Below are 19,393 nucleotides of genomic sequence, written 5' to 3'. Positions count from 1 at the left end.
AAGAAAAATGAAACTATTAGAAAAAGAAATGATTGAGCTGAATCAACAGTTTGCGAACAAAGAAGAAGCGATTCGTTATTGTGGGAAAAAACTTGTTGAGGCCGGATATGTTGATCCGGAATACGTCAACGCTATGATCGAACGAGATGCAATGTTATCTGTCTACATGGGGAATTTCATAGCTATCCCACACGGGACAGATGAAGCAAAAAAATATGTCAAAAAATCTGGTATCTGCATTGTTCAAGTGCCTGAAGGCGTAAATTTCGGGACAGATGAGGATGAAAAAATCGTTACGGTATTATTTGGCATTGCTGGAATAGGTGAAGATCATTTGCAGTTGGTACAACAAATCGCTCTCTTCTGTAGCGATATCGATAATGTGGTCGAATTAGCGGATGCTTTGAGCAAAGAAGAAGTCGCCGCTAATCTAACAGTGGCATAGGAGGGGAAAAAGATGAGAGCAGTTCATTTTGGTGCAGGGAATATTGGTCGAGGGTTTATCGGAGAGATTTTGGCAGCAAACGGTTTTGAAATAACCTTTGTTGATGTAAATGAAACGATTATTGCTGCGCTTCAGCAACGTAAATCCTATACAATTGAATTAGCAGATGAGAACCGCGAACAGATTTTTATTGAACACGTGACAGGAATCAATAACGCAAAAGAACCGGATGCGGTTGTTCAAGCAATTGTCGAAGCCGATATTTTAACCACTGCCATTGGTCCTGCAGTATTGCCTCGCATTGCACCGCTCATTGCAAAAGGGCTGGATCAGCGAGCAATCAAGAAAAAGGAGCAAGCAATTGATGTCATCGCTTGCGAAAATATGATCGGTGGATCCACTTTTCTAAAAGAGGAAGTAGAAAAGTATAGCCAACAACTCGCTTACCTGGAGAATAGTGTTGGTTTTCCAGATGCAGCAGTGGATCGCATTGTTCCGATGCAACAACATGATGATCCTTTGTTGGTTCAAGTAGAACCATTTTGTGAGTGGGTAGTTCAAGAAACAGCAATGAAATCAGTACTTCGTCTACAAGGCGTACAATACGTACCAGATCTGAAACCTTATATCGAGCGTAAATTGTTTAGTGTGAACACAGGTCATGCTACAGTAGCTTATACAGGAGCTCTACAAGGCTATGAGACCATCGATGAAGCCATGCGTGACCATCTAGTTGTGATTCAGCTGAAATCCGTTCTAGAAGAAACTGGTCAACTTTTAGTCGCCAAATGGGATTTTGATCCTGATGAACATGAACAGTATATTGAAAAAATTATTCAACGATTCAAAAATAACTACATTTCGGATGCTATTGCTCGAGTAGCCCGCACCCCTTTGCGAAAATTAAGCGCACAAGAACGATTTATTCGCCCCGTCCTTGAATTGCAAATGAGAAATGTGCAACCGTTCCATCTCTATGAAACGATTGGTATGATTTTCAACTATCATGATCCTGAGGACGAGCAAAGTCAACAATTGAGAGAGTTACTGGAAGCAGCTAATCTTTCTCAAGTGATCACAGAAGTCACAGGTGTAGAGGATCAGAGAATCATTGAGAAGATCAAACAAAACATTGAAAAATATGCTTATGTAGCTGCATGATCATTGGCTGCCGATTGCTATTCCAAATCATGGATAAGCCATCGGTAGCCAGTGTTTTTTAGTCTATTTTGACAGGAAGTTTGACCTTCTGAATCATTCACGTGATAATAAAGGGAGAAATGAGGGATCGGGATGGAGAGATGGTTTGAAGAAGCCCAACTACATGTGATTGAATTACCTATCAGTTGGCAAGATGGTCGTCCTTGTTATAGTGCGTTTATTCGAGAATTGCCAATGCTGCAGGCAGAAGGTGGTTCACGGAAAGATGTCTATCGACAATTGGCGGAAGCCTATCAGATCTATTGGGAAAAACACCAACAAACGGAAGAAGAGGAGATGACTTCTTCTTTGCTATCACTCGATGAATTACTTAAATATTATGATGGTGAGACATTTGATGGTTTTGACATTTCTATGGATGAATAGAAATATTAATTAAAAGAACTTGCGAACAAAAACAGCAGGTAAAATCGCTAAAGGATAGAAAAATAGGGAGTACGATATTCGTACACCCTATTTGTGAGTTCTTCGTTTAAAATTTAGGCTTTATTTGTTGCCTTCAAGTGCTGTTGTAATGGCTTGATTAAATGCATCCAAATCATCAGGATTACGACTAGTGATCAAATGATGCGTGTCGTCAATCACCACAGGCTCATCTTTGACAGTAGCACCTGCATATGTTAAATCTGGACGAATGGAATCATAGCCAGTCAATGTTAATTCTTTTGTCAATCCGGTTTGAATAAAGAGTTGAGGTCCATGACAGATAGCAAAAACTGGTTTTTCAGATGTCAGAAACTCTTTGGTCAAAGTGACATAGCGTTCATCTGTACGTAATTGGTCTGGAGAAAAGCCACCAGGAATCAACAAAGCATCAAAATCGGAAAAATTGATTGTATCAATAGACGCGTCAACTGCAAAAGTGGTTCCTTTTTTTCCTGTGACAGTGTCCACGCCTTCATTACTGATAATGACAACTTCATGTCCAGCATTTTCCAGTGCTTCTTTTGGTGAGGTTACTTCAATATCTTCAACTAGATCGGTAATGATAGTGGCAATTTTACTCATCAAATCTCCTCCTTAAAAATTAACTTTTATTCATCTTCAATTTCTATGCTAACGAAGATTCATACCGCTGACAAATAATCTGTTCAGAGCAAAAATAAATTAGATAAAAAAGAAAGAGAGAAAAAAATGGCAACAATTCAATTATTTATTACAGATGAGCCGCTCGTTTTTGAAAAAGCTGTCTTGCAATTTATGGGTGAAGAGCAAATAGTCGAAAAGAATCTGAGGTTCAAAGATGCTACTATAGAATTATCAAAGGAAGTAGAATCTACATGTGTCTCATTGGTCAAGCAAGGCATTCTATGGCTGGAAGAAACAGGTGAAGAAGAAGACTACATTGACTTGCTTTATTTGGATTTTCAAAATACAACCCACTCAAAGACAACGGCATCTATTTTGTCACGACCTTTTTATCAAGTAGAAGAGACTCTCCAACCTGTTCTTGAGGAAGTTGGAGATGTGCTCGCGGAGAAATTCTTCGAAGAGTGGAGCAATCAACTAGCCGAATTGTCTGATGATGAACTGTCCTATGCTTATTTCATCGACGGTGCTCGGATCACTTTAGAATTGACTGAGCCATTTGAGCTACAAGAATCGATCTTATTAAAAGAGCTGATAGTGGATTATCACTCTGCGTTAACTCGTTCTGTACAAAAGTTTTACGAATTTCTTATTTAGAGCCTAGCAGAAGCTAGTTTTTGTTTGTAACCGAAAACATTTTTACTTTTTTTTAAATCTGTTCCGTTAATCCTTCGTAGTCTTGACCATTTCCAAGGAAAGAACTATAAAGAAAGTAAGTACTCAATGAGTGCAAAAAAGATAAGAATCAAGACAAGGATGGAAAATTATGCGAAAAGTACCTCCTATTTTGAAACCAATTGCTCTCTTGACCATTTCAACCATCATCGCTACTGCAACTGGTGTTGTGAATTCCAGTAGCTATCGGCAGTCAAATGGAACTAGTCACTCGACTGAGATTACTGAAACGACCGAAACCATCGATGTTAGTCACTCGCAATCGGTAGACAGTCAACCTGTGTCTGAAAGCACAGAACCTTCAACATCAGCTGAAGATCATGGAGGCACTACATCTTCCACAACAAATAATCAGCGAACTGTTCCTTCATCTTCGATAGAGGATAGCTCTACACCACCAGCTACAGATGTCCCTTCTTCAGAGAACGGGCAAAGCGAGGAAACGACGCCGTCAAGTCAGGATCAGAATGCGGCTGACCAAGAAGCAGTCATCAATGAGGATCAAGAAAATGAGTAGGTGAATAAATGACTTTTTTATTAGATATGATCAATGGGATTCATAAGTTCTTAGGTTATCTGGATATTAGTCCTAAATACTTGAATCGGGCCTATACATTACTTAGTTTGATTCCAACGGCTTATATTCTGCGTATTGTTTATGGTCTCTATCTCAATCAAAATTATTTACAGATGGCTTTATACGGGATAGGATTCTGCGTGTTGCTCTATTTCTGGGTTCTAAATATTTTTTATTACTTTTTTGATAAAAATCTTAAGGTAGATATTACTCAGCTTTTTGTGAAGTATTTACCTGATGAAGTATTCAATATTGAAGGAGAAAAAATTAGCACCACACAAATCGATCGTTTATCTACAGAGAAAGCAGTTATTGATTTTGAAGAAGACTATCAACTGGTATTGGCTGACTATTTACAGAAACTCATTTCAAAAGATGAATTAGCAACGAATGCTATCGCACAAGGATTTGTGATTCCTAAAAATACCCTTTATCCCTACTACTTTGTCAAACAACGGTCAGATTCTGAATACTCGTTGCAAATTGGTACGAGCTATAGTGACTTAACAACAATTGGCCGTATTCATTGGAACGGGGAAAAAGCTTTGGAACCAGTTGGGTTGTTCATTACTGGCGGAGATTTTGTCAAAAATGATGTAAAATATCATGAACCTTATAGTTTGAAGCTTTATGTCAAAAAAGAAGAAATACCCACAGCAACAACTCGACAAGCTTATCGTCAAACTGGTAAGGCAAGGTAGAAATACAACAAAAAAGACTTCAGAAACTGATATTTCTGAAGTCTTTTTTACTTTTTGCGATAATTCAATTATTCGATTGGAATATGCTTACCTGGCGCGTCTTTGTAACTTGCCTTTGGTAAATTCAAGGAAAGGACACCATCTTCGAACCGTGCTTTGATCGCTTCTTCATCAATGTCAGGTATAGTGAATGCACGTTGATAAGCACTGCTAGATCGTTCTTTACGCAAGTAGTGACCAAGATCATCTTTCTCTTCGCTTTCTTCAATTTGGGAAGCAGAAATTGTTAGAGTATCATTCACGAAACTAACACGGATATTTTCTTTTTTTATACCAGGAAGATCAGCTTTGACTACATAATGATCTTCATATTCTTTAATATCTGTATTCATTTGTCGTTCTTGCCAGAAACTGTTCATCAATTTGCCTAATAGTTCTTCTCCACCAGGTAGATCTCTAGGAATTAGATTTGCCATAATTTCCCCTGCCTTCTTGATCAAATTTGTTACTCTTATTTTACGAGGAACGATTTCAAAGAGCAACCCAAAAGCTGATAAAGATCAAAAACAGGAGAAATATCTCAACTATCTCTAAAGAATCTGCTATGATAGAACTAGTTAACTATCAGATGATTGGGTGAATAAGATGGAAATTATTGAAAAAGCGCCTGCTAAGATAAATCTAGGACTTGATGTTTTGGGTAAGCGAGCAGACGGTTACCATGAATTGGAAATGGTGATGTCCAGTGTTGATCTAGCCGACCGTCTGATAATGGAAGAGCTAGAAGAAGATAAAATCATTATCGAAACCAATAAGGCCTTCTTGCCGATCGATAAACGCAATAATGTATATCAAGCAGCCAGTATTGTCAAAAAACGCTATGGTATCAATAAAGGTATCTTGATTCGGATCACGAAAAATATCCCTGTAGCAGCAGGCCTTGGCGGTGGCAGTACAGATTGTGCAGCAGCGCTAAGGGGGATGGACCGCTTATGGCAATTAGGTCTGACGATGCCGGAATTGATCGATATAGGAATGGAAGTAGGTACTGATGTCCCTTATTGCATTTATGGAACGACTGCGTTCATCTCTGGTAAAGGAGAGAAAGTCACGCCGTTGCGCCCGATGCCGCAGTGCTGGGTGGTCTTAGTCAAGCCCCGACTAAGTGTTTCAACAGGTAAAATTTTTCAAGAAGTTGATCTAGATCAGTTGCATCATCCAGATATTCAAGAACTTTCTGATGCAATTCTTGCTGAAGATTATCAACGAATGATTGCTGCAATGGGAAATAGTTTGGAATCGATCACGATTCCTAAGCATCCAGTCGTACAACAAATCAAGGAACGAATGATGAAATATGGTGCGGATGTGGCACTGATGACTGGAAGTGGACCGACTGTTTTTGCCTTGTGCCAGAAATACTCACGGGCTCAGCGAGTGTATAATGCTTTAAAAGGTTTTTGTGAAGAGGTTTATCTAGTTCGCACATTAAAATAGTAGGAAACAAAAGGACAAATTAAAAAGCAGATGCACACATTCAAAAAATGTGACATCTGTTTTTTGCTTAGCGGATATATGAATCAATTTTCCCATGTTTTCCGATTTACTGGCAGAGGAACGCTCTAAATCGGAAAACATACGATTTGTCTTGACGAATGAGGTTTCCTTTGGTAGAGTAATTTTTGCTGATAAATCGGATTAGTTCCGTTTTAATAAGAAAAGAGGAATCATCATGAAAAAATTACTAGCTCTATTTTTGCTTACCAGTACTGTTTTATTAGGGGCTTGCGGAAAAGGATCAGAACAAGTCGCAGAAGAAAGTCAGGATTTGCAGGTTATTACGACTTTTTATCCAATGTATGAGTTTACCAAAGAGGTTGTTGGAGATACAGGTAAAGTATCTTTGCTTATACCGGCGGGCACAGAACCCCATGATTATGAACCTAGTGCGAAAGATATGGCAAAAATTATGGATGCAGATGTTTTTGTGTACAATAGTCTGGAATTGGAAACATGGGTGCCAACAATGACAGATTCGATCGATACTGACAAAACAGTTGTTATCGAAGCGGCCAAAGAGATTGATTTAGCTGAAAATGAAGACCATGGAGAAACGGAAGCAGAAGCAGAACATGGGACAGACGCCCATACCCATGAATTAGATCCGCATGTGTGGACAGATCCAGTAATGGCAATCAAAGAAGTTGAAACGATTCGAGATCAGTTAAGCGAGAAATTTCCAACGAAAGCAGCTACATTTAAAAAGAATGCCGCTGCTTATATTGAGCAATTGAACGCATTGGATCAAGAGTATACTGCTGCTTTGAAAGATGCGGTCAATCGAACATTTGTCACACAACATGCCGCTTTTGGATATTTGGCAAAACAATATGATCTAGTCCAAGAATCGATTGCTGGATTATCTCCAGATCAAGAACCAACTCCTAGTCGGTTAGCAGAGCTAAAAGAATATGTTGAGGATCATCAAGTCAAAGTTATCTATTTTGAAGAAAATGCTTCTTCTAAAGTAGCGGAAACTTTAGCGAATGAGACTGGGGTTGAATTGGCTGTATTGAATCCGTTAGAAAGTTTGACGGAAAAACAGATTAGTGATGGAGAAACATATCTCACAGTAATGAAGGAAAATCTGCAAGCTTTACAAAAAAGTATCAAGTAAGGAGGCACATCTGTGCGTTATATCGATGTAAAAGGACTAACGTTTTATTATGATGATGAGCCTGTATTAGAGGATATCTCTTATTTTGTTGAAGATGGGGAATTCGTCATTCTAACAGGAGAAAATGGGGCTGCAAAATCTACCTTGATTAAAGCAACATTAGGGTTGTTGAAACCATCAAAAGGAGAAGTAATACTGGCTACCAAAAACAGAGAAGGACAAAAGCTAAGTGTAGGCTATATTCCACAACAGATTGCCTCGTTCAATGTAGGCTTTCCAAGTACAGTCTTAGAATTGGTCCAATCTGGCCGTTATCCGAAAGACCGATGGTTTAAGAAGCTGACAAAGCGGGATCATGAACATGTTCGGCGAGCATTGGATGCAGTAGGTATGTGGGAAATGCGCAAAAAACGGATTGGCGAACTGTCCGGAGGGCAAAAACAGCGAATCAGTTTAGCACGTATCTTTGCGACTGATCCAGATTTATTTATTTTGGATGAACCAACGACAGGGATGGATGAGCAATCACGAAATTTATTTTATGAATTACTGCGTCACAATGCACACGATCATGGGAAATCGATTTTGATGATCACCCACGATCACGAAGATATTAAGGAGTATGCGGATCGACAAATTCGGTTGGTTCGAAAGGAGGATTCACCATGGCGTTGCTTTCATATGAATTCATGAGGCGTGCTTTTTTGGCTGCAATTTTTATTGCCGGAATCGCACCGATGCTAGGTGTGTTTCTTGTGATCCGAAGACAGTCTTTGATGGCCGATACACTCTCACATGTTTCATTAGCTGGTGTAGCATTAGGCTTTTTTCTTAATTTGAATCCAGATCTCACGACCTTATTAATCGTAATCATCGCCGCGGTCATTTTGGAATATTTACGAACACTTTATCGGAGTTATTCAGAGATCTCAATTGCGATTTTGATGTCAGGCGGTTTGGCATTAGCATTGGTCCTTATGAATCTGAGTGGAGGAAACTCAGCGACCAGTATCCAATCCTATCTCTTTGGTTCCATCGTGACAATTACTCAGGATCAAGTTTGGTTTCTAGGCTTTTTATTTTTAGCTGTATTCGTTCTCTTCTTTCTATTCAAACGTCCGATGTATGTCCTGACTTTTGACGAGGATACGGCTCATGTAGACCGTTTGCCAGTGCGGATAATGTCGATGCTTTTTAATGTTTTGACAGGGATTGCTATCGCTATGATGATTCCCATCGCTGGTGCGTTACTGATTTCTGCGATTATGGTATTGCCAGCTGCAATCAGTATGCGTTTAGGCAAGAGTTTTAATGCGGTGATTTTGATCAGTGTCTTGATTGGTCTATTCGGTATGCTGTCGGGATTGACTAGCTCTTTTTATCTCGATACACCTCCAGGCGCTACGATCACATTAGTATTTATCGGTTTGTTTTTAGTCATCAATGTGGTCAAGCGTATTGTCATTCTTTTCCAACGAAAACAACGGTTAAAACGATAAGAAACGAAAATTTTTCGTTTCTTTTTTTCTTTGATTGAATGAAAAGCGAACAATTCTTTAGATTTTCAAGATAATGCTCGCATTTATACGCAAAAAGCCTTATAATAAGACGAATAAATTAAAGGAGTGGGCATGTGTGAAAATTCGTCGAAGTGAACGATTGATAGATATGACACATTATTTATTGAATCATCCGCATGAATTGATTTCATTGTCATTTTTTTCAAAACGCTATGCTTCTGCTAAATCATCGATCAGTGAAGATCTAGCGATTATCAAAAAGACCTTCAAAGAACGTGGTACGGGAACTCTCGATACAATTCCAGGTGCAGCTGGCGGTGTTTTTTTTGTGCCTGAGATTTCAAAAGAAGAAGCCTATGCCTATGTTGAAGGGTTAGCGGAACGCCTTTCTGAGCAAGATCGACTGCTGCCTGGTGGTTACGTTTATCTCTCGGATTTGCTTGGAGAACCTGAGCTACTGCGGCAAGTAGGCCGTATCATTGCTTCGAAGTATCTGGATAAACAAATTGATGCAGTCATGACTGTTGCTACTAAAGGAGTGCCAATCGCACAAGCGGTATCTTATTATTTAAATGTTCCCTTTGTGATCGTTCGGCGAGATTCTAAAATTACGGAAGGGTCAACAGTCAGCGTGAATTATGTTTCTGGGTCATCTGAACGAATCGAGAAAATGGAATTATCAAAGCGTAGCTTAAAACGCGGTTCCAAAGTCTTAGTCGTAGATGACTTTATGAAAGGCGGCGGCACTGTGAACGGTATGAAGAGCTTGATCGAAGAATTTGAAGCTGAACTTGTTGGCATAACGGTTTTTGCGGAAGCTAAATTTAAAGGAAAACGTGCTATTTCTGATTATAGTTCGCTGCTGTTTGTTGAAGACGTTGATACTCAGACGAAAACGATCTCGGTCGTGCCGGGGAATTATTTTGAAACAAAAGACTGATTTTGAATCAGTCTTTTTTAATTGGTCTAGTTGTGTTTTTCCTTATATATTGAAAACCATCCTTAGTTGGGCTAAACTGGACATATACAGAAATCAATCAGTCGGAATCGATAGGAGTGGAACACGTGGAATCACGTTTTGCAATTATACTTGCCGCAGGCAAAGGTACTAGAATGAAATCCAAGTTATACAAGGTTTTGCATCCCGTTTGCGGAAAACCTATGGTAGAACATATCATGAATCGCGTAGTGGAGACAGAACCTGATGCAATCGTAACAATCGTCGGACATGGAGCAGAAATGGTCAAGCAACAATTAGGGGACCGCAGTGAGTATGCTTTACAAGCAGAACAGTTAGGAACTGGCCATGCAGTTGTTCAAGCAGAGCCTTTCTTAAGAGAAAAACGGGGAACAACGTTAGTAATCAGTGGAGACACCCCTTTGTTAACGACTGAGACATTGAATAATCTTTTTGAGTTCCATCAGGAACAAAAAGCCTCAGCAACGATTTTAACTGCGCAAGCTGAAGATCCGACCGGATATGGTCGGATTGTACGCAATCAAATGGGTGTCGTAGAAAAAATCGTGGAACAAAAAGATGCCTCTGTGGAAGAGGCGATGATCCAAGAAATCAATACGGGAACGTATTGTTTTGACAATGAATTATTATTTGATGCATTGGCAAAATTAGATACCGATAATGCACAAGGGGAATATTATCTAACAGATATTATTGAGATCTTGAAAGCAGAAGGGAAGATTGTAGCTGCTTATCAAACGGATGATTTCAATGAGTCGTTAGGAGTCAATGATCGATTAGCGCTGGCAGAAGCGAATCGTTTGATGCGCAAGCGTATCAATCAGCAGCATATGCGCAATGGTGTGACATTGATTGACCCTGATACTACTTATATTGATGATGGCGTGGAAATTGGAGCAGACACACTGATTGAAGCTGGTGTCGTCATCAAAGGTGCAACGAAAATTGGTGAAGACTGTGTCATCACTGCATCTTCTCAAATCATAGACAGTCAAATCGGTGATGATGTAACGATCAAGGCATCTGTGGTGGAAGAAAGTCGAATCTACAACGGGGCAGATGTCGGACCAAATGCACATCTGCGTCCAAAAGCAGACATTAAAGAAAGAGCCCATATTGGTAATTTCGTAGAAATAAAAAATGCAACGATCGGTGAGGGAACAAAAGTAGGGCATCTCTCTTATGTCGGAGATGCAACGCTAGGGAAAAATATCAATGTTGGTTGCGGCGTCGTCTTTGTAAATTATGATGGCAAAAATAAATTCAAGACAGTTGTCGGAGACAATTGTTTTATCGGCTCTGGTTCGAATTTAGTGGCGCCATTGCAGATTGAGGAAGAAACCATGATCGCTGCTGGCTCTACAATCACAAAAGATATTCCTAAACATAGCATGGCGATTGCCCGAGCAAGGCAGGAAAACAAAGAAGGCTATGCAAAAAAATTGCCTTATTTGAATGAAGAAACTGCGAAATGACTTGATTTATTTAGCAAAAATGACTACTATTTACTAGGAAGAAGATTCTGGTGAACTAGTAGTCTTTTTGCCAGATGAACGCAAAGAAAGTGGAGGTTCTCATGTCAAATCATTATTTTGATCCAAGATTGAAGATTTTTTCGCTGAATTCTAATCGTCCGTTAGCTGAAAAAATCGCAGCTGCAGTAGGTGTGGAATTAGGTAAGTGTTCAGTGAACCAATTTAGCGATGGCGAGATTCAAGTTAACATTGAAGAAAGTATCCGTGGTTCACATGTCTATGTTATTCAATCCACAAGCAGTCCAGTAAACGATAACCTAATGGAGCTACTGATCATGATTGATGCCTTGAAACGTGCAAGTGCGAAAACAATCAATGTAGTGATGCCTTACTATGGTTATGCGAGACAAGACCGTAAAGCTCGTTCCCGCGAACCAATCACTGCTAAATTGGTGGCGAACATGATCGAAAAAGCTGGCGCAAATCGTATGGTTACCTTAGATCTACATGCTTCACAAATCCAAGGCTTTTTTGATATTCCTGTAGATCACTTGATGGGTGCACCATTGATTGCTAATTATTTCTTGGAAAGAGATATTCAAGGAGATGACGTTGTAGTCGTTTCACCAGACCACGGCGGAGTGACTCGTGCGCGTAAATTAGCAGAATTCTTGAAATCACCAATTGCGATCATTGATAAACGACGTCCAAAAGCAAATGTTGCTGAAGTAATGAATATCATTGGTCACGTAGAAGGCAAAACGTGTGTCTTGATCGACGACATGATCGATACGGCCGGAACAATTACTCTAGCAGCGAACGCATTAAAACAAGCTGGTGCAAAAAGTGTTTATGCTTCATGTACTCATCCTGTTTTATCAGGACCTGCTTTGCAACGGATCGAAGATTCAGCTATCGAGCACTTAGTAGTTACTGATTCAATTTTCTTGCCAGAAGATCGTAAATCTGAAAAAATTGACGAAATCAGTGTTAGTGCATTGATGGGAGAAGCAATCAAACGAATCCATGAGAATAAACCTGTTAGTCCACTGTTTGAATCAAAATTATCGATTTAAAAATGATAACCCAAAAGAAGCATCTCGTCTAGACGCGGTTGAGATGTTTCTTTTTTTATCAGAGCGAGTTTTCTTTTCTTTTTTTTATTTTGTGGTATTCTTGAAGATGACTTGCAGCAGTGCAAGCAAAATAAAATAGAATCTAATCACAAAGGGGAGTCTGAAAAGGCTGAGAATGAGAGTACTCTAAACCCTTCGTACCTGTTTCGATCATGCGAACGTAGGAATTGTGACGAGTTGAAGTGTCTAACACTTCTCCTTTGTGAATTGTGATGATTCTAAAGGAGGAGTTTTTTTGTGGGAAATGGTACAAAAATTTGGATAGAGGGAACGATTATGGCGGCACTGGCGATGGTACTATCGCTGATTCCTTTAGACTTTGGAAGTAGTTTTTCAATTTCTTTAGGACAGATTCCATTAACAATATTTGCTATCCGTAGAGGCTGGAAGCCAGGATTAATGGCCGGATTGGTTTGGGGATTGCTGCATTTCCCATTAGGTAAAGTCTGGTTTTTGAGTGTTCTTCAAGTATTGATTGAGTACCCATTTGCTTTTACATTTGTGGGTTTTGCCGGACTTTATGCAAATAAAATTCATTTGGCGATTAGAAATGGTTCGAAGGGTAGCGTGCAACGACTACTTGTACAAGCAACATTCACAGGCGCATTTGCTCGTTATTTTTGGCATTTCCTTGCCGGTTGGGTTTACTGGGGCGCATATGCTCTCTGGGGGATGAAACCTTGGCTTTTCTCTCTGGTAATGAATACCGCCAGCGGACTTGCTACGGCAATCGTCACGGCAATTATCTTACTAATTGCTTATCGAACGTCCCCAGAGGTATTTGTACCTAAGGACGATTATTTAAATCGGACTGCGTAAAAAAAGACTTGTTCTCCAAAATCAAAATAGGAGAGCAAGTCATTTTTTATCGATAAAACCAAAAGCTAGATCATCTTGATCCAATTCCAACTGCCATTCTTTTTTATTTGCAAAGTAGCGAAGCGTTGCCACTTGATAGTCTTCTTTCAGAGAGAGGTGGCTATTTTTGAGCCCAGATTCCTCGACTAAGTAAATCGGGATTGTGTAGGTTTTATCGACCAATTGTTCTTGATGGAAACATAAGATGATTCCTTCCTGCATGACCCCCCGCAAGTCTTTGAGAAGATTTAAATCAAGTTTAGAGACCGGAGTAGGCTTTTTGAAGAAAGAAAGTCGATCATTTATTTTTTCTAGAACGATGTGCGTGATTTTGTCAGCCAAAATTCGGTAATATTCTTCCAGGTAGCGGTAGTAAACACGGGAACGCTGATCTTTGAGGTCGAAATAAACAAAGTTGTTTTGCAGTTTGTAGAAAAACGGAGAATGAAGATGCGTTTTCATATGCCCAAAATATAACAATTCTGAAATTTCTAGCGGTGTTAGCTCCTTTACCATTTCTAAATCATTAAAGTCGATCCATTTGATTTCTTCTGTGATCCGTCCGCGGTTGAGTTGTTGAAAGAAAAGGTGGACATCTTCAATGCCTCGGATAATCTTTAGCCCTGTATGCGACTCAAATTCACCAAATTCACTAGAGGGATCAAGCAACAACAGATTTTTTGGCTGGTGAACGATGCTCTTGTTGAAATCTTGAGCATCCACTCCGCGAGTCGAAACGGCATTGCTGGTTGTATCAATATGTACATAAATCGTGTTCGACATGCCAATTAATCCCTCCCTGATAATAAGTTCATTCTACAATAAAGTGTATCAAATTGCTTGTATCTTTTCGTTTAAAGTTATATTACAAAATAACGGAAAAAACAATTTTTAAGATTACGTTTTTTTATGAAGCAAAAAACTTTGCTTTTTTATTAAAAAAAATCCAAAATTGGCGCTTCTGCAATGATTTTGTTATGATAGGAGTAATAAAAATTGGAGACGAAAAACGATGAAAAAGAAACGAACTTTGTTCCATTGGCTCTCGAATCTATTTTTGGTCCTTTTGTTATTGATTGGTCTTGCTTTGATTTTTAATAATCAAATCAAAAATTTTCTGATCAAACACAACGGAGATGCTTACGCAGTTTCCGAGATCTCTAGAGCCGATGTCAAAAAGAATATGGAGGCAGACACTACTTTTGATTTTGATGCCGTTGAACCGGCCAGCTCAGAAGCAGTTCTTAAAGCTCAACTAAGTAACAGCACATTACCAGTGATCGGTGGTGTTGCGATACCTAGCGTAGCGATTAATTTGCCGATTTTTAAGGGGTTATCGAATGAAGTTTTGCTATATGGAGCAGGAACTCTTAGCCCAACACAAAAAATGGGCGAAGGAAATTATGCACTAGCTAGCCATCGTGCGCAGTCGCCAGACCTTTTGTTCACACCTTTAGATGATGTGGCTATTGGCGCAACAATTTATATTACGGATTTAGAAAATATTTATACATATACAGCAACTTCAACCGTGCGGGTTCAACCAACAGATGTTTATTTATTGGATGAAGTAGCAGGGAGAAAAATGATCACATTAATTACATGTGGTGAAATGGGTGGAGTAACCAGACGTGTGGTTCAGGGTGATCTTGAATCGGTTACACCAGTTGCTGATGCGACAGACGAGATGCGGGCCGCATTCAATATGGAACAGCGGACTTTTTAAATGATAAGAATACCACGAATGATGTCAGAAATTTTCATTGATCATCCGTGGTTTCTTTTTTGCATTTGAGGAGGAGTCGGATGAAGACAACAAAAATTTATTTTTCTGATTTATATGTATCCCAAGATGTGTTTCAACAAAGCCGACTAGTTTTCCCTTTTTTTTCTAGTCATTCGGAGGCGCGAGCCGCTTTTCAATCAGTGGTCAACGAACAGGGGTGGCGATTGACGAATCAACACGGCACAGTCTATCTGTCTTGTGTCCATGAAGGGCCGCTTCTGACCATTCAGAATTTGTTGCAGGTGCCAAGTGATGCATTTACTTGGGAGACACTTGTTTCGATGACTGAGAGTTTTGCTAGAAGCCGTTTCGTAGACCAGATACTTTGGGAAATGACAAGAAACCCCATCATGGATCAGTGGTTTGTGGGACGTGGATATGGTAGGGTGACACAGGGGTACCACAAGCAACTGGACTACCATACAGCTTTCGTCCTAGGTGGAGGAGGCGCCCATGGCGCCTATCAAATTGGCGTATGGCAAGCGCTGAAAAAACATGGAATCATATTTGAGTGGGTAGCGGGGACGTCAGTTGGTGCATTGAATGGTGCATTGGTTTTAATGGACGATATTGAAGCTGCTGAGCAATTATGGACGAATATTTCTAGTGAACAGGTCCTCCAATACCCAAAAGCTGCTGCTAAAAAAGAAACCTTATTAGATATGATGGAGCAATTACGCTCACTCGTAAAGACAGCACTTAAAGACAATGGTGCGAGTACAAAACCATTAGCACAGCTGTTAGCAGCGACTTTTGATGCAGAAAAATTTAATGCCAGCAAAAGCCAGCTCTTACTTTGTACGACTCGTCTGCCGGATTTCAAAGAGGTTGTTTATCAGTTTGATTCCAGCAAAATTGATTATAGTTTGCAATGGTTGCTAGCATCAGCGTCTTTTTATCCAGCAATGCAGGCACAATTGATTGATGGGATCTATTATATTGATGGAGGGTACCGCAACAATCTGCCAATTGATGTAGCCATTGAGCGAGGCGCTACAGAAGTCATTGCCGTCGATGTCCAAGGGCCTGGAATCAATAAGAAGGTTCAGGTCTCAGAATCAATTGCGCAGATTCAAATTGCTTCACCTTGGACTCTAGGTAGTTTTTTGATTTTTGATGCCAAACGTTCTCTAGAAAACATGACTCTTGGGTATTTAGAAACGATGAAATACTTTGGCAAGTTCAGTGGCTATTGGTATACTTTTGATGAAGAGGTCTTCAACGATTCGTGGAAGCCATTCGTTCATTTGCTTCGACAAGATGCACCGCGATTGTACGCATTTATGAAAAAAAAGGAATTTTGGAAGAAAGTGCGTAAGTTATATCAGCAAGAGGTCCCCTTGGAAATTTGTGGGCGCGTCTTTTTTGAATGCATAGGCAGATTACTACATCTTACACCGACCGTCATTTATACAAAGGAATCTTTCCTGCAAGCGATACGTGAGAAAATCATGACAGAACCAACGAAAGAAACAGAAGTATGGTCAGTGTCAGAATGGTTGTATTACTATCGCGAACAGTTCTTTTTGTTATCTGAACAAAAACGGTTCTTGTTTTTCTATCGAACCCAACAAATTGAAACACCGGCATTTCAGCAGATTCGTGCGCGGTATCCAGAATTGGCTGTGCTGTCAGCCTATCTGGCTTATTTTTTAAAAGGAGAGGAACACAATGGATAATTTTTCTTATGAGATCGTAGAGGAGATCGCCGTTCTTTCGGAAAATCCTAAAGGGTGGCGTAAAGAGCTTAATTTAGTCAGCTGGAATGGTCGCCCGCCTAAGTTTGACTTGCGTGACTGGAGTCCAGGACATGAAAAAATGGGTAAAGGCTTAACGTTATCAAATGAAGAATTCACCGAATTAAAAAAAGCACTGCTTTCTATGTGAAAGGAAGAAATGAATGAAAAGCATGACAGGTTTTGGAAAAGGGAATGGAGAAACAGCTGATTATCAAATAGAGATTGAGATTAAAAGTGTCAATCAGCGATTTATGGATTTGCAGTTGCGCATGCCCAAACAATTGAATGATTTGGAAGCACTAATTCGACAAGAAGTCAAAAAAGTATTACAGCGTGGTCGGGTGGAGCTTTATCTGACATTGAACGAAAAGAATGCGGCTCATAAAGAAGTTATAGTCCAATGGGATTTATTGGTGCTTTTTTTGAAGCAGGTCGAAGAAGAAGCTGCTCAAAGGTTGGATATAAAAGAGCTGTCGAAAAAAAATCTTTTGGAAAAATTAATCGTCCATGAAGCATTTCTTGATATCCGAGAAAAACAACAAGAAGATACCCAGTTAGAGCAAGGTGTGTTAGATGCTTTGTCTCAGGCTCTAACAGCTATCGATCAAAGCCGTGAAATTGAAGGACAAGGGATTTATCAAGTGTTAAAAGAAAATCAGCAGCAATTACTTGGTAAAATCATGGAATTACAGACGTTTATTGCCGTTTATGAAGCCGATCATCGCCAACGTTTTGAGAAAAAGCTGACGGAATATTTAGGCGAGCAAGTAGATCAAGAACGTTTGTTGACCGAGATGGCCATCCTGTTGGAGCGGGGAGATATTCATGAAGAGTTGGATCGAATGATGATTCATTTAGATTCTATGACTACTTTGTTAGAGGCAAAATCGCCGATCGGCCGGGAGCTGGATTTTTTGATTCAAGAAATGAACCGAGAAGTAAATACCATAGGTTCCAAGTCAAGCCCAATTGAAATCAAGAATAGTGTAGTACAGATGAAGACGATTATTGAAAAAATAAGAGAACAAGTCCAAAATATCGAATAGGAGTGATCAACAATGAAATACTATGATATTACTTTTCATGAATTAAGCGGAAAAAACGTCATCAAGCGGAGCGTCCCATCAGATAAAGCAAACTTTGATGCTTGGCAAGATGCTTGTGTCGCGATTGATCAAGAGTTCTTGCAAATTTTGGTCAATGGAAATGCGGTATCGTTGAATCGTCGGTATATCGTTCGGATTGATTGCCAGGAAGTAGAAGATCCTACGGAGAAAGCTATCACGACAAAAGATGAGTTGGCAGGTGTGATCAATACGCTAAGCAACATGGGGTTCTAAAAGTAGGAGAGATGAGTAGTAATTTCATGAATTTCCCATTATAATAAAGTAGTTCTTGAAAGTTGCTGAAAAAAAGTGCAAAATAGACGTTAAGCAAAAGTCAGTGAAAGGACGTCATTATGTCAGAGCGAGGATTACTAATAGTTTTATCAGGACCTTCCGGTGTAGGCAAGGGCACTGTGCGAAAAGCAATTTTTGAAAGTGATGACAACGATTTTCAATATTCTGTTTCGATGACAACACGCAACAAGCGTGAAGGTGAGATCGAAGGCGTTGATTATTATTTCCGCACCCGTGAGGAATTTGAAGCCTTGATCGAAGCAGGCGAAATGTTGGAATATGCAGAATACGTTGGCAATTACTACGGCACCCCGTTGTCTTATGTTCAAAAAACATTGGACCAAGGGAAAGATGTTTTCTTGGAAATCGAAGTTCAAGGAGCTAAACAAGTCAAAGAAAAAGTGCCTGATGGGGTCTTTATTTTTCTTACCCCACCTGATTTAGCAGAGCTACGCTCACGTATCACTGGCAGGGGGACAGATTCTGCTGAAGTGATCGATGAACGAATGCGTGTTGCCAGAGAAGAAATCGAAATGATGGCTTTATATGACTACGCAGTCGTAAATGATGAAGTATCTAAAGCAGTACAACGGATTCGAGAAATTATATCAAGTGAACATTTTCGCGTTGATCGAGTAATCGGCAAGTATATCAAAATGTTAGAGGAGCTGTAAAACGAATGATGTTAAAACCTTCAATCGATTCATTATTGGATCGTGTGAACTCAAAGTATTCCCTTGTGATTTTAGCCAGCAAACGCGCGCATGAACTAGATGCAGGCGCCCAAGCAACATTGGAACAATTTGATTCGGTGAAAAGCGTAGGACAAGCATTGGAAGAAATCGAAGCAGAGCTTGTTGTTAATGATCCGCATCCAGAAATCAAACGTGCTCGCTTGAAAATGGAACAAGAAGAGCGCAAAGCGCAAAAAGACCAAGAGCAAAAAGAACTGGAAGCCCGGATTCGTGACGAACAGAATCTGTAGACAATTAAAAAAGCTAGAGCACAATGCGTGTTCTGGCTTTTTCTTTTGAGTCGATAGCCGTTAAATTTTCGTAAGGTTTACAGACAAATGTCTGTCATTTTAGTAAAATAAAGCCTGGAGGAGGAGAGAA

Annotated in this window: 24 protein-coding genes and 1 riboswitch; of the genes, 21 read left to right on the top strand and 3 right to left on the bottom strand. The window is 39.7% G+C overall.

Annotated elements, in window-relative coordinates; genetic code table 11:
• The first annotated feature begins 7 nt into the window (after window positions 1–7).
• The 3 genes from IGJ45_RS16410 (at window position 8) to IGJ45_RS16400 (ending at window position 2,032) form a co-directional block, all read left to right on the top strand.
• A complete protein-coding gene (locus IGJ45_RS16410; protein WP_003128815.1) occupies window positions 8–445 on the top strand; it encodes a PTS sugar transporter subunit IIA in 438 nt (145 codons plus the stop codon).
• Window positions 446–457: 12 nt separating this feature from the next.
• Entirely contained in the window at window positions 458–1,606 is a 1,149-nt protein-coding gene (locus IGJ45_RS16405) for a mannitol-1-phosphate 5-dehydrogenase (protein ID WP_003128816.1), read from the top strand.
• A 132-nt stretch (window positions 1,607–1,738) separates the two neighbouring features.
• Entirely contained in the window at window positions 1,739–2,032 is a 294-nt protein-coding gene (locus tag IGJ45_RS16400; RefSeq protein ID WP_005469722.1) for a hypothetical protein, read from the top strand.
• A gap of 120 nt (window positions 2,033–2,152) precedes the next feature.
• Here the strand turns inward: IGJ45_RS16400 and IGJ45_RS16395 are convergent, their stop codons facing one another.
• Complete coding sequence (locus tag IGJ45_RS16395) at window positions 2,153–2,674, bottom strand: type 1 glutamine amidotransferase domain-containing protein (protein ID WP_029487366.1); 522 nt, start codon at window positions 2,672–2,674, stop codon at window positions 2,153–2,155.
• Window positions 2,675–2,800: 126 nt separating this feature from the next.
• Between IGJ45_RS16395 and IGJ45_RS16390 the strand changes: the two genes are divergently transcribed.
• The 3 genes from IGJ45_RS16390 (at window position 2,801) to IGJ45_RS16380 (ending at window position 4,708) form a co-directional block, all read left to right on the top strand.
• Window positions 2,801–3,352, top strand: a complete 552-nt coding sequence (locus IGJ45_RS16390; RefSeq protein ID WP_005469738.1) for a hypothetical protein — start codon at window positions 2,801–2,803, stop codon at window positions 3,350–3,352.
• A 169-nt stretch (window positions 3,353–3,521) separates the two neighbouring features.
• Window positions 3,522–3,947 carry a hypothetical protein gene (locus IGJ45_RS16385; RefSeq protein ID WP_409531051.1) on the top strand — a complete coding sequence of 142 codons (426 nt, stop codon included), beginning with the start codon at window positions 3,522–3,524 and terminating at the stop codon, window positions 3,945–3,947.
• A gap of 8 nt (window positions 3,948–3,955) precedes the next feature.
• Window positions 3,956–4,708, top strand: coding sequence for a DUF6681 family protein (locus IGJ45_RS16380; protein WP_003128824.1), 753 nt, complete (start codon window positions 3,956–3,958; stop codon window positions 4,706–4,708).
• Between the two features lie 68 nt (window positions 4,709–4,776).
• Here IGJ45_RS16380 and IGJ45_RS16375 read toward each other — a convergent pair whose 3' ends face one another.
• Window positions 4,777–5,184, bottom strand: coding sequence for an Hsp20/alpha crystallin family protein (locus tag IGJ45_RS16375; protein ID WP_005469744.1), 408 nt, complete (start codon window positions 5,182–5,184; stop codon window positions 4,777–4,779).
• 169 nt (window positions 5,185–5,353) lie between these two features.
• Here IGJ45_RS16375 and ispE point away from each other — a divergent pair, with 169 nt between their 5' ends.
• From ispE to thiT, 8 genes are all read left to right on the top strand, one after another.
• Window positions 5,354–6,205 (top strand): 4-(cytidine 5'-diphospho)-2-C-methyl-D-erythritol kinase, encoded by an 852-nt coding sequence (ispE, locus tag IGJ45_RS16370; protein WP_003128827.1) that lies wholly within the window; start codon window positions 5,354–5,356, stop codon window positions 6,203–6,205.
• A gap of 235 nt (window positions 6,206–6,440) precedes the next feature.
• Window positions 6,441–7,385, top strand: a complete 945-nt coding sequence (locus tag IGJ45_RS16365; protein ID WP_409531052.1) for a metal ABC transporter substrate-binding protein — start codon at window positions 6,441–6,443, stop codon at window positions 7,383–7,385.
• 12 nt (window positions 7,386–7,397) lie between these two features.
• Window positions 7,398–8,078 carry a metal ABC transporter ATP-binding protein gene (locus IGJ45_RS16360; RefSeq protein WP_003128829.1) on the top strand — a complete coding sequence of 227 codons (681 nt, stop codon included), beginning with the start codon at window positions 7,398–7,400 and terminating at the stop codon, window positions 8,076–8,078.
• Window positions 8,051–8,884 carry a metal ABC transporter permease gene (locus IGJ45_RS16355; protein WP_003128830.1) on the top strand — a complete coding sequence of 278 codons (834 nt, stop codon included), beginning with the start codon at window positions 8,051–8,053 and terminating at the stop codon, window positions 8,882–8,884. Before IGJ45_RS16360 ends, IGJ45_RS16355 begins: the two co-directional genes overlap by 28 nt.
• 136 nt (window positions 8,885–9,020) lie before the next feature.
• Window positions 9,021–9,845, top strand: a complete 825-nt coding sequence (gene purR / locus IGJ45_RS16350) for a pur operon repressor (RefSeq protein ID WP_003128831.1) — start codon at window positions 9,021–9,023, stop codon at window positions 9,843–9,845.
• Between the two features lie 125 nt (window positions 9,846–9,970).
• Complete coding sequence (gene glmU, locus IGJ45_RS16345; RefSeq protein ID WP_003128832.1) at window positions 9,971–11,359, top strand: bifunctional UDP-N-acetylglucosamine diphosphorylase/glucosamine-1-phosphate N-acetyltransferase GlmU; 1,389 nt, start codon at window positions 9,971–9,973, stop codon at window positions 11,357–11,359.
• Window positions 11,360–11,460: 101 nt separating this feature from the next.
• A complete protein-coding gene (locus IGJ45_RS16340; protein WP_003128833.1) occupies window positions 11,461–12,435 on the top strand; it encodes a ribose-phosphate diphosphokinase in 975 nt (324 codons plus the stop codon).
• A gap of 142 nt (window positions 12,436–12,577) precedes the next feature.
• Window positions 12,578–12,679, top strand: a riboswitch (TPP riboswitch).
• Window positions 12,680–12,771: 92 nt separating this feature from the next.
• Complete coding sequence (gene thiT, locus IGJ45_RS16335; protein WP_042620412.1) at window positions 12,772–13,314, top strand: energy-coupled thiamine transporter ThiT; 543 nt, start codon at window positions 12,772–12,774, stop codon at window positions 13,312–13,314.
• Window positions 13,315–13,353: 39 nt separating this feature from the next.
• Here the strand turns inward: thiT and IGJ45_RS16330 are convergent, their stop codons facing one another.
• Complete coding sequence (locus IGJ45_RS16330; RefSeq protein WP_003128835.1) at window positions 13,354–14,136, bottom strand: hypothetical protein; 783 nt, start codon at window positions 14,134–14,136, stop codon at window positions 13,354–13,356.
• A gap of 229 nt (window positions 14,137–14,365) precedes the next feature.
• Here IGJ45_RS16330 and IGJ45_RS16325 point away from each other — a divergent pair, with 229 nt between their 5' ends.
• The 7 genes from IGJ45_RS16325 to rpoZ all read left to right on the top strand — a co-directional run bounded on the left by IGJ45_RS16325 (window position 14,366) and on the right by rpoZ (window position 19,263).
• Window positions 14,366–15,079 (top strand): class A sortase, encoded by a 714-nt coding sequence (locus IGJ45_RS16325; protein WP_409531053.1) that lies wholly within the window; start codon window positions 14,366–14,368, stop codon window positions 15,077–15,079.
• A gap of 80 nt (window positions 15,080–15,159) precedes the next feature.
• Window positions 15,160–16,818: a patatin-like phospholipase family protein gene (locus IGJ45_RS16320; RefSeq protein ID WP_081131178.1), complete on the top strand. Its 1,659-nt coding sequence runs from the start codon at window positions 15,160–15,162 to the stop codon at window positions 16,816–16,818.
• A complete protein-coding gene (locus IGJ45_RS16315) occupies window positions 16,811–17,026 on the top strand; it encodes a YdbC family protein (protein WP_003128839.1) in 216 nt (71 codons plus the stop codon). The genes IGJ45_RS16320 and IGJ45_RS16315 overlap by 8 nt, the downstream gene beginning before the upstream one ends.
• 13 nt (window positions 17,027–17,039) lie before the next feature.
• Window positions 17,040–17,924, top strand: coding sequence for a YicC/YloC family endoribonuclease (locus tag IGJ45_RS16310; RefSeq protein WP_409531054.1), 885 nt, complete (start codon window positions 17,040–17,042; stop codon window positions 17,922–17,924).
• A gap of 12 nt (window positions 17,925–17,936) precedes the next feature.
• Window positions 17,937–18,218, top strand: a complete 282-nt coding sequence (locus IGJ45_RS16305) for a hypothetical protein (protein ID WP_003128841.1) — start codon at window positions 17,937–17,939, stop codon at window positions 18,216–18,218.
• 119 nt (window positions 18,219–18,337) lie between these two features.
• A complete protein-coding gene (gene gmk, locus IGJ45_RS16300) occupies window positions 18,338–18,952 on the top strand; it encodes a guanylate kinase (RefSeq protein WP_003128842.1) in 615 nt (204 codons plus the stop codon).
• Between the two features lie 5 nt (window positions 18,953–18,957).
• Complete coding sequence (rpoZ, locus tag IGJ45_RS16295; protein WP_005469752.1) at window positions 18,958–19,263, top strand: DNA-directed RNA polymerase subunit omega; 306 nt, start codon at window positions 18,958–18,960, stop codon at window positions 19,261–19,263.
• Window positions 19,264–19,393: the final 130 nt, after the last annotated feature.

The organism is Enterococcus sp. DIV0574 (assembly GCF_051711125.1).
In the GTDB taxonomy this organism is placed as follows: domain Bacteria; phylum Bacillota; class Bacilli; order Lactobacillales; family Enterococcaceae; genus Enterococcus_D; species Enterococcus_D gallinarum.
The sequence above is the reverse complement of the archived record's forward strand: the minus strand, read 5'-3'. Positions and strand labels throughout refer to the sequence as shown.

Bases quoted from the DNA above. Each gene is read 5' to 3' on its own strand.
- IGJ45_RS16400 (WP_005469722.1), top strand. From the start codon at position 1,739: ATGGAGAGATGGTTTGAAGAAGCCCAACTACATGTGATTGAATTACCT.
- IGJ45_RS16320 (WP_081131178.1), top strand. From the start codon at position 15,160: ATGAAGACAACAAAAATTTATTTTTCTGATTTATATGTATCCCAAGAT.
- IGJ45_RS16405 (WP_003128816.1), top strand. From the start codon at position 458: ATGAGAGCAGTTCATTTTGGTGCAGGGAATATTGGTCGAGGGTTTATC.
- IGJ45_RS16375 (WP_005469744.1), bottom strand. From the start codon at position 5,184: ATGGCAAATCTAATTCCTAGAGATCTACCTGGTGGAGAAGAACTATTA.
- IGJ45_RS16365 (WP_409531052.1), top strand. From the start codon at position 6,441: ATGAAAAAATTACTAGCTCTATTTTTGCTTACCAGTACTGTTTTATTA.
- IGJ45_RS16305 (WP_003128841.1), top strand. From the start codon at position 17,937: ATGAAATACTATGATATTACTTTTCATGAATTAAGCGGAAAAAACGTC.
- thiT (WP_042620412.1), top strand. From the start codon at position 12,772: ATGGCGGCACTGGCGATGGTACTATCGCTGATTCCTTTAGACTTTGGA.
- IGJ45_RS16380 (WP_003128824.1), top strand. From the start codon at position 3,956: ATGACTTTTTTATTAGATATGATCAATGGGATTCATAAGTTCTTAGGT.
- IGJ45_RS16395 (WP_029487366.1), bottom strand. From the start codon at position 2,674: ATGAGTAAAATTGCCACTATCATTACCGATCTAGTTGAAGATATTGAA.
- IGJ45_RS16410 (WP_003128815.1), top strand. From the start codon at position 8: ATGAAACTATTAGAAAAAGAAATGATTGAGCTGAATCAACAGTTTGCG.
- gmk (WP_003128842.1), top strand. From the start codon at position 18,338: ATGTCAGAGCGAGGATTACTAATAGTTTTATCAGGACCTTCCGGTGTA.
- IGJ45_RS16385 (WP_409531051.1), top strand. From the start codon at position 3,522: ATGCGAAAAGTACCTCCTATTTTGAAACCAATTGCTCTCTTGACCATT.
- IGJ45_RS16315 (WP_003128839.1), top strand. From the start codon at position 16,811: ATGGATAATTTTTCTTATGAGATCGTAGAGGAGATCGCCGTTCTTTCG.
- IGJ45_RS16390 (WP_005469738.1), top strand. From the start codon at position 2,801: ATGGCAACAATTCAATTATTTATTACAGATGAGCCGCTCGTTTTTGAA.
- IGJ45_RS16310 (WP_409531054.1), top strand. From the start codon at position 17,040: ATGAAAAGCATGACAGGTTTTGGAAAAGGGAATGGAGAAACAGCTGAT.
- ispE (WP_003128827.1), top strand. From the start codon at position 5,354: ATGGAAATTATTGAAAAAGCGCCTGCTAAGATAAATCTAGGACTTGAT.
- rpoZ (WP_005469752.1), top strand. From the start codon at position 18,958: ATGATGTTAAAACCTTCAATCGATTCATTATTGGATCGTGTGAACTCA.
- IGJ45_RS16330 (WP_003128835.1), bottom strand. From the start codon at position 14,136: ATGTCGAACACGATTTATGTACATATTGATACAACCAGCAATGCCGTT.
- IGJ45_RS16355 (WP_003128830.1), top strand. From the start codon at position 8,051: ATGGCGTTGCTTTCATATGAATTCATGAGGCGTGCTTTTTTGGCTGCA.
- IGJ45_RS16340 (WP_003128833.1), top strand. From the start codon at position 11,461: ATGTCAAATCATTATTTTGATCCAAGATTGAAGATTTTTTCGCTGAAT.
- IGJ45_RS16325 (WP_409531053.1), top strand. From the start codon at position 14,366: ATGAAAAAGAAACGAACTTTGTTCCATTGGCTCTCGAATCTATTTTTG.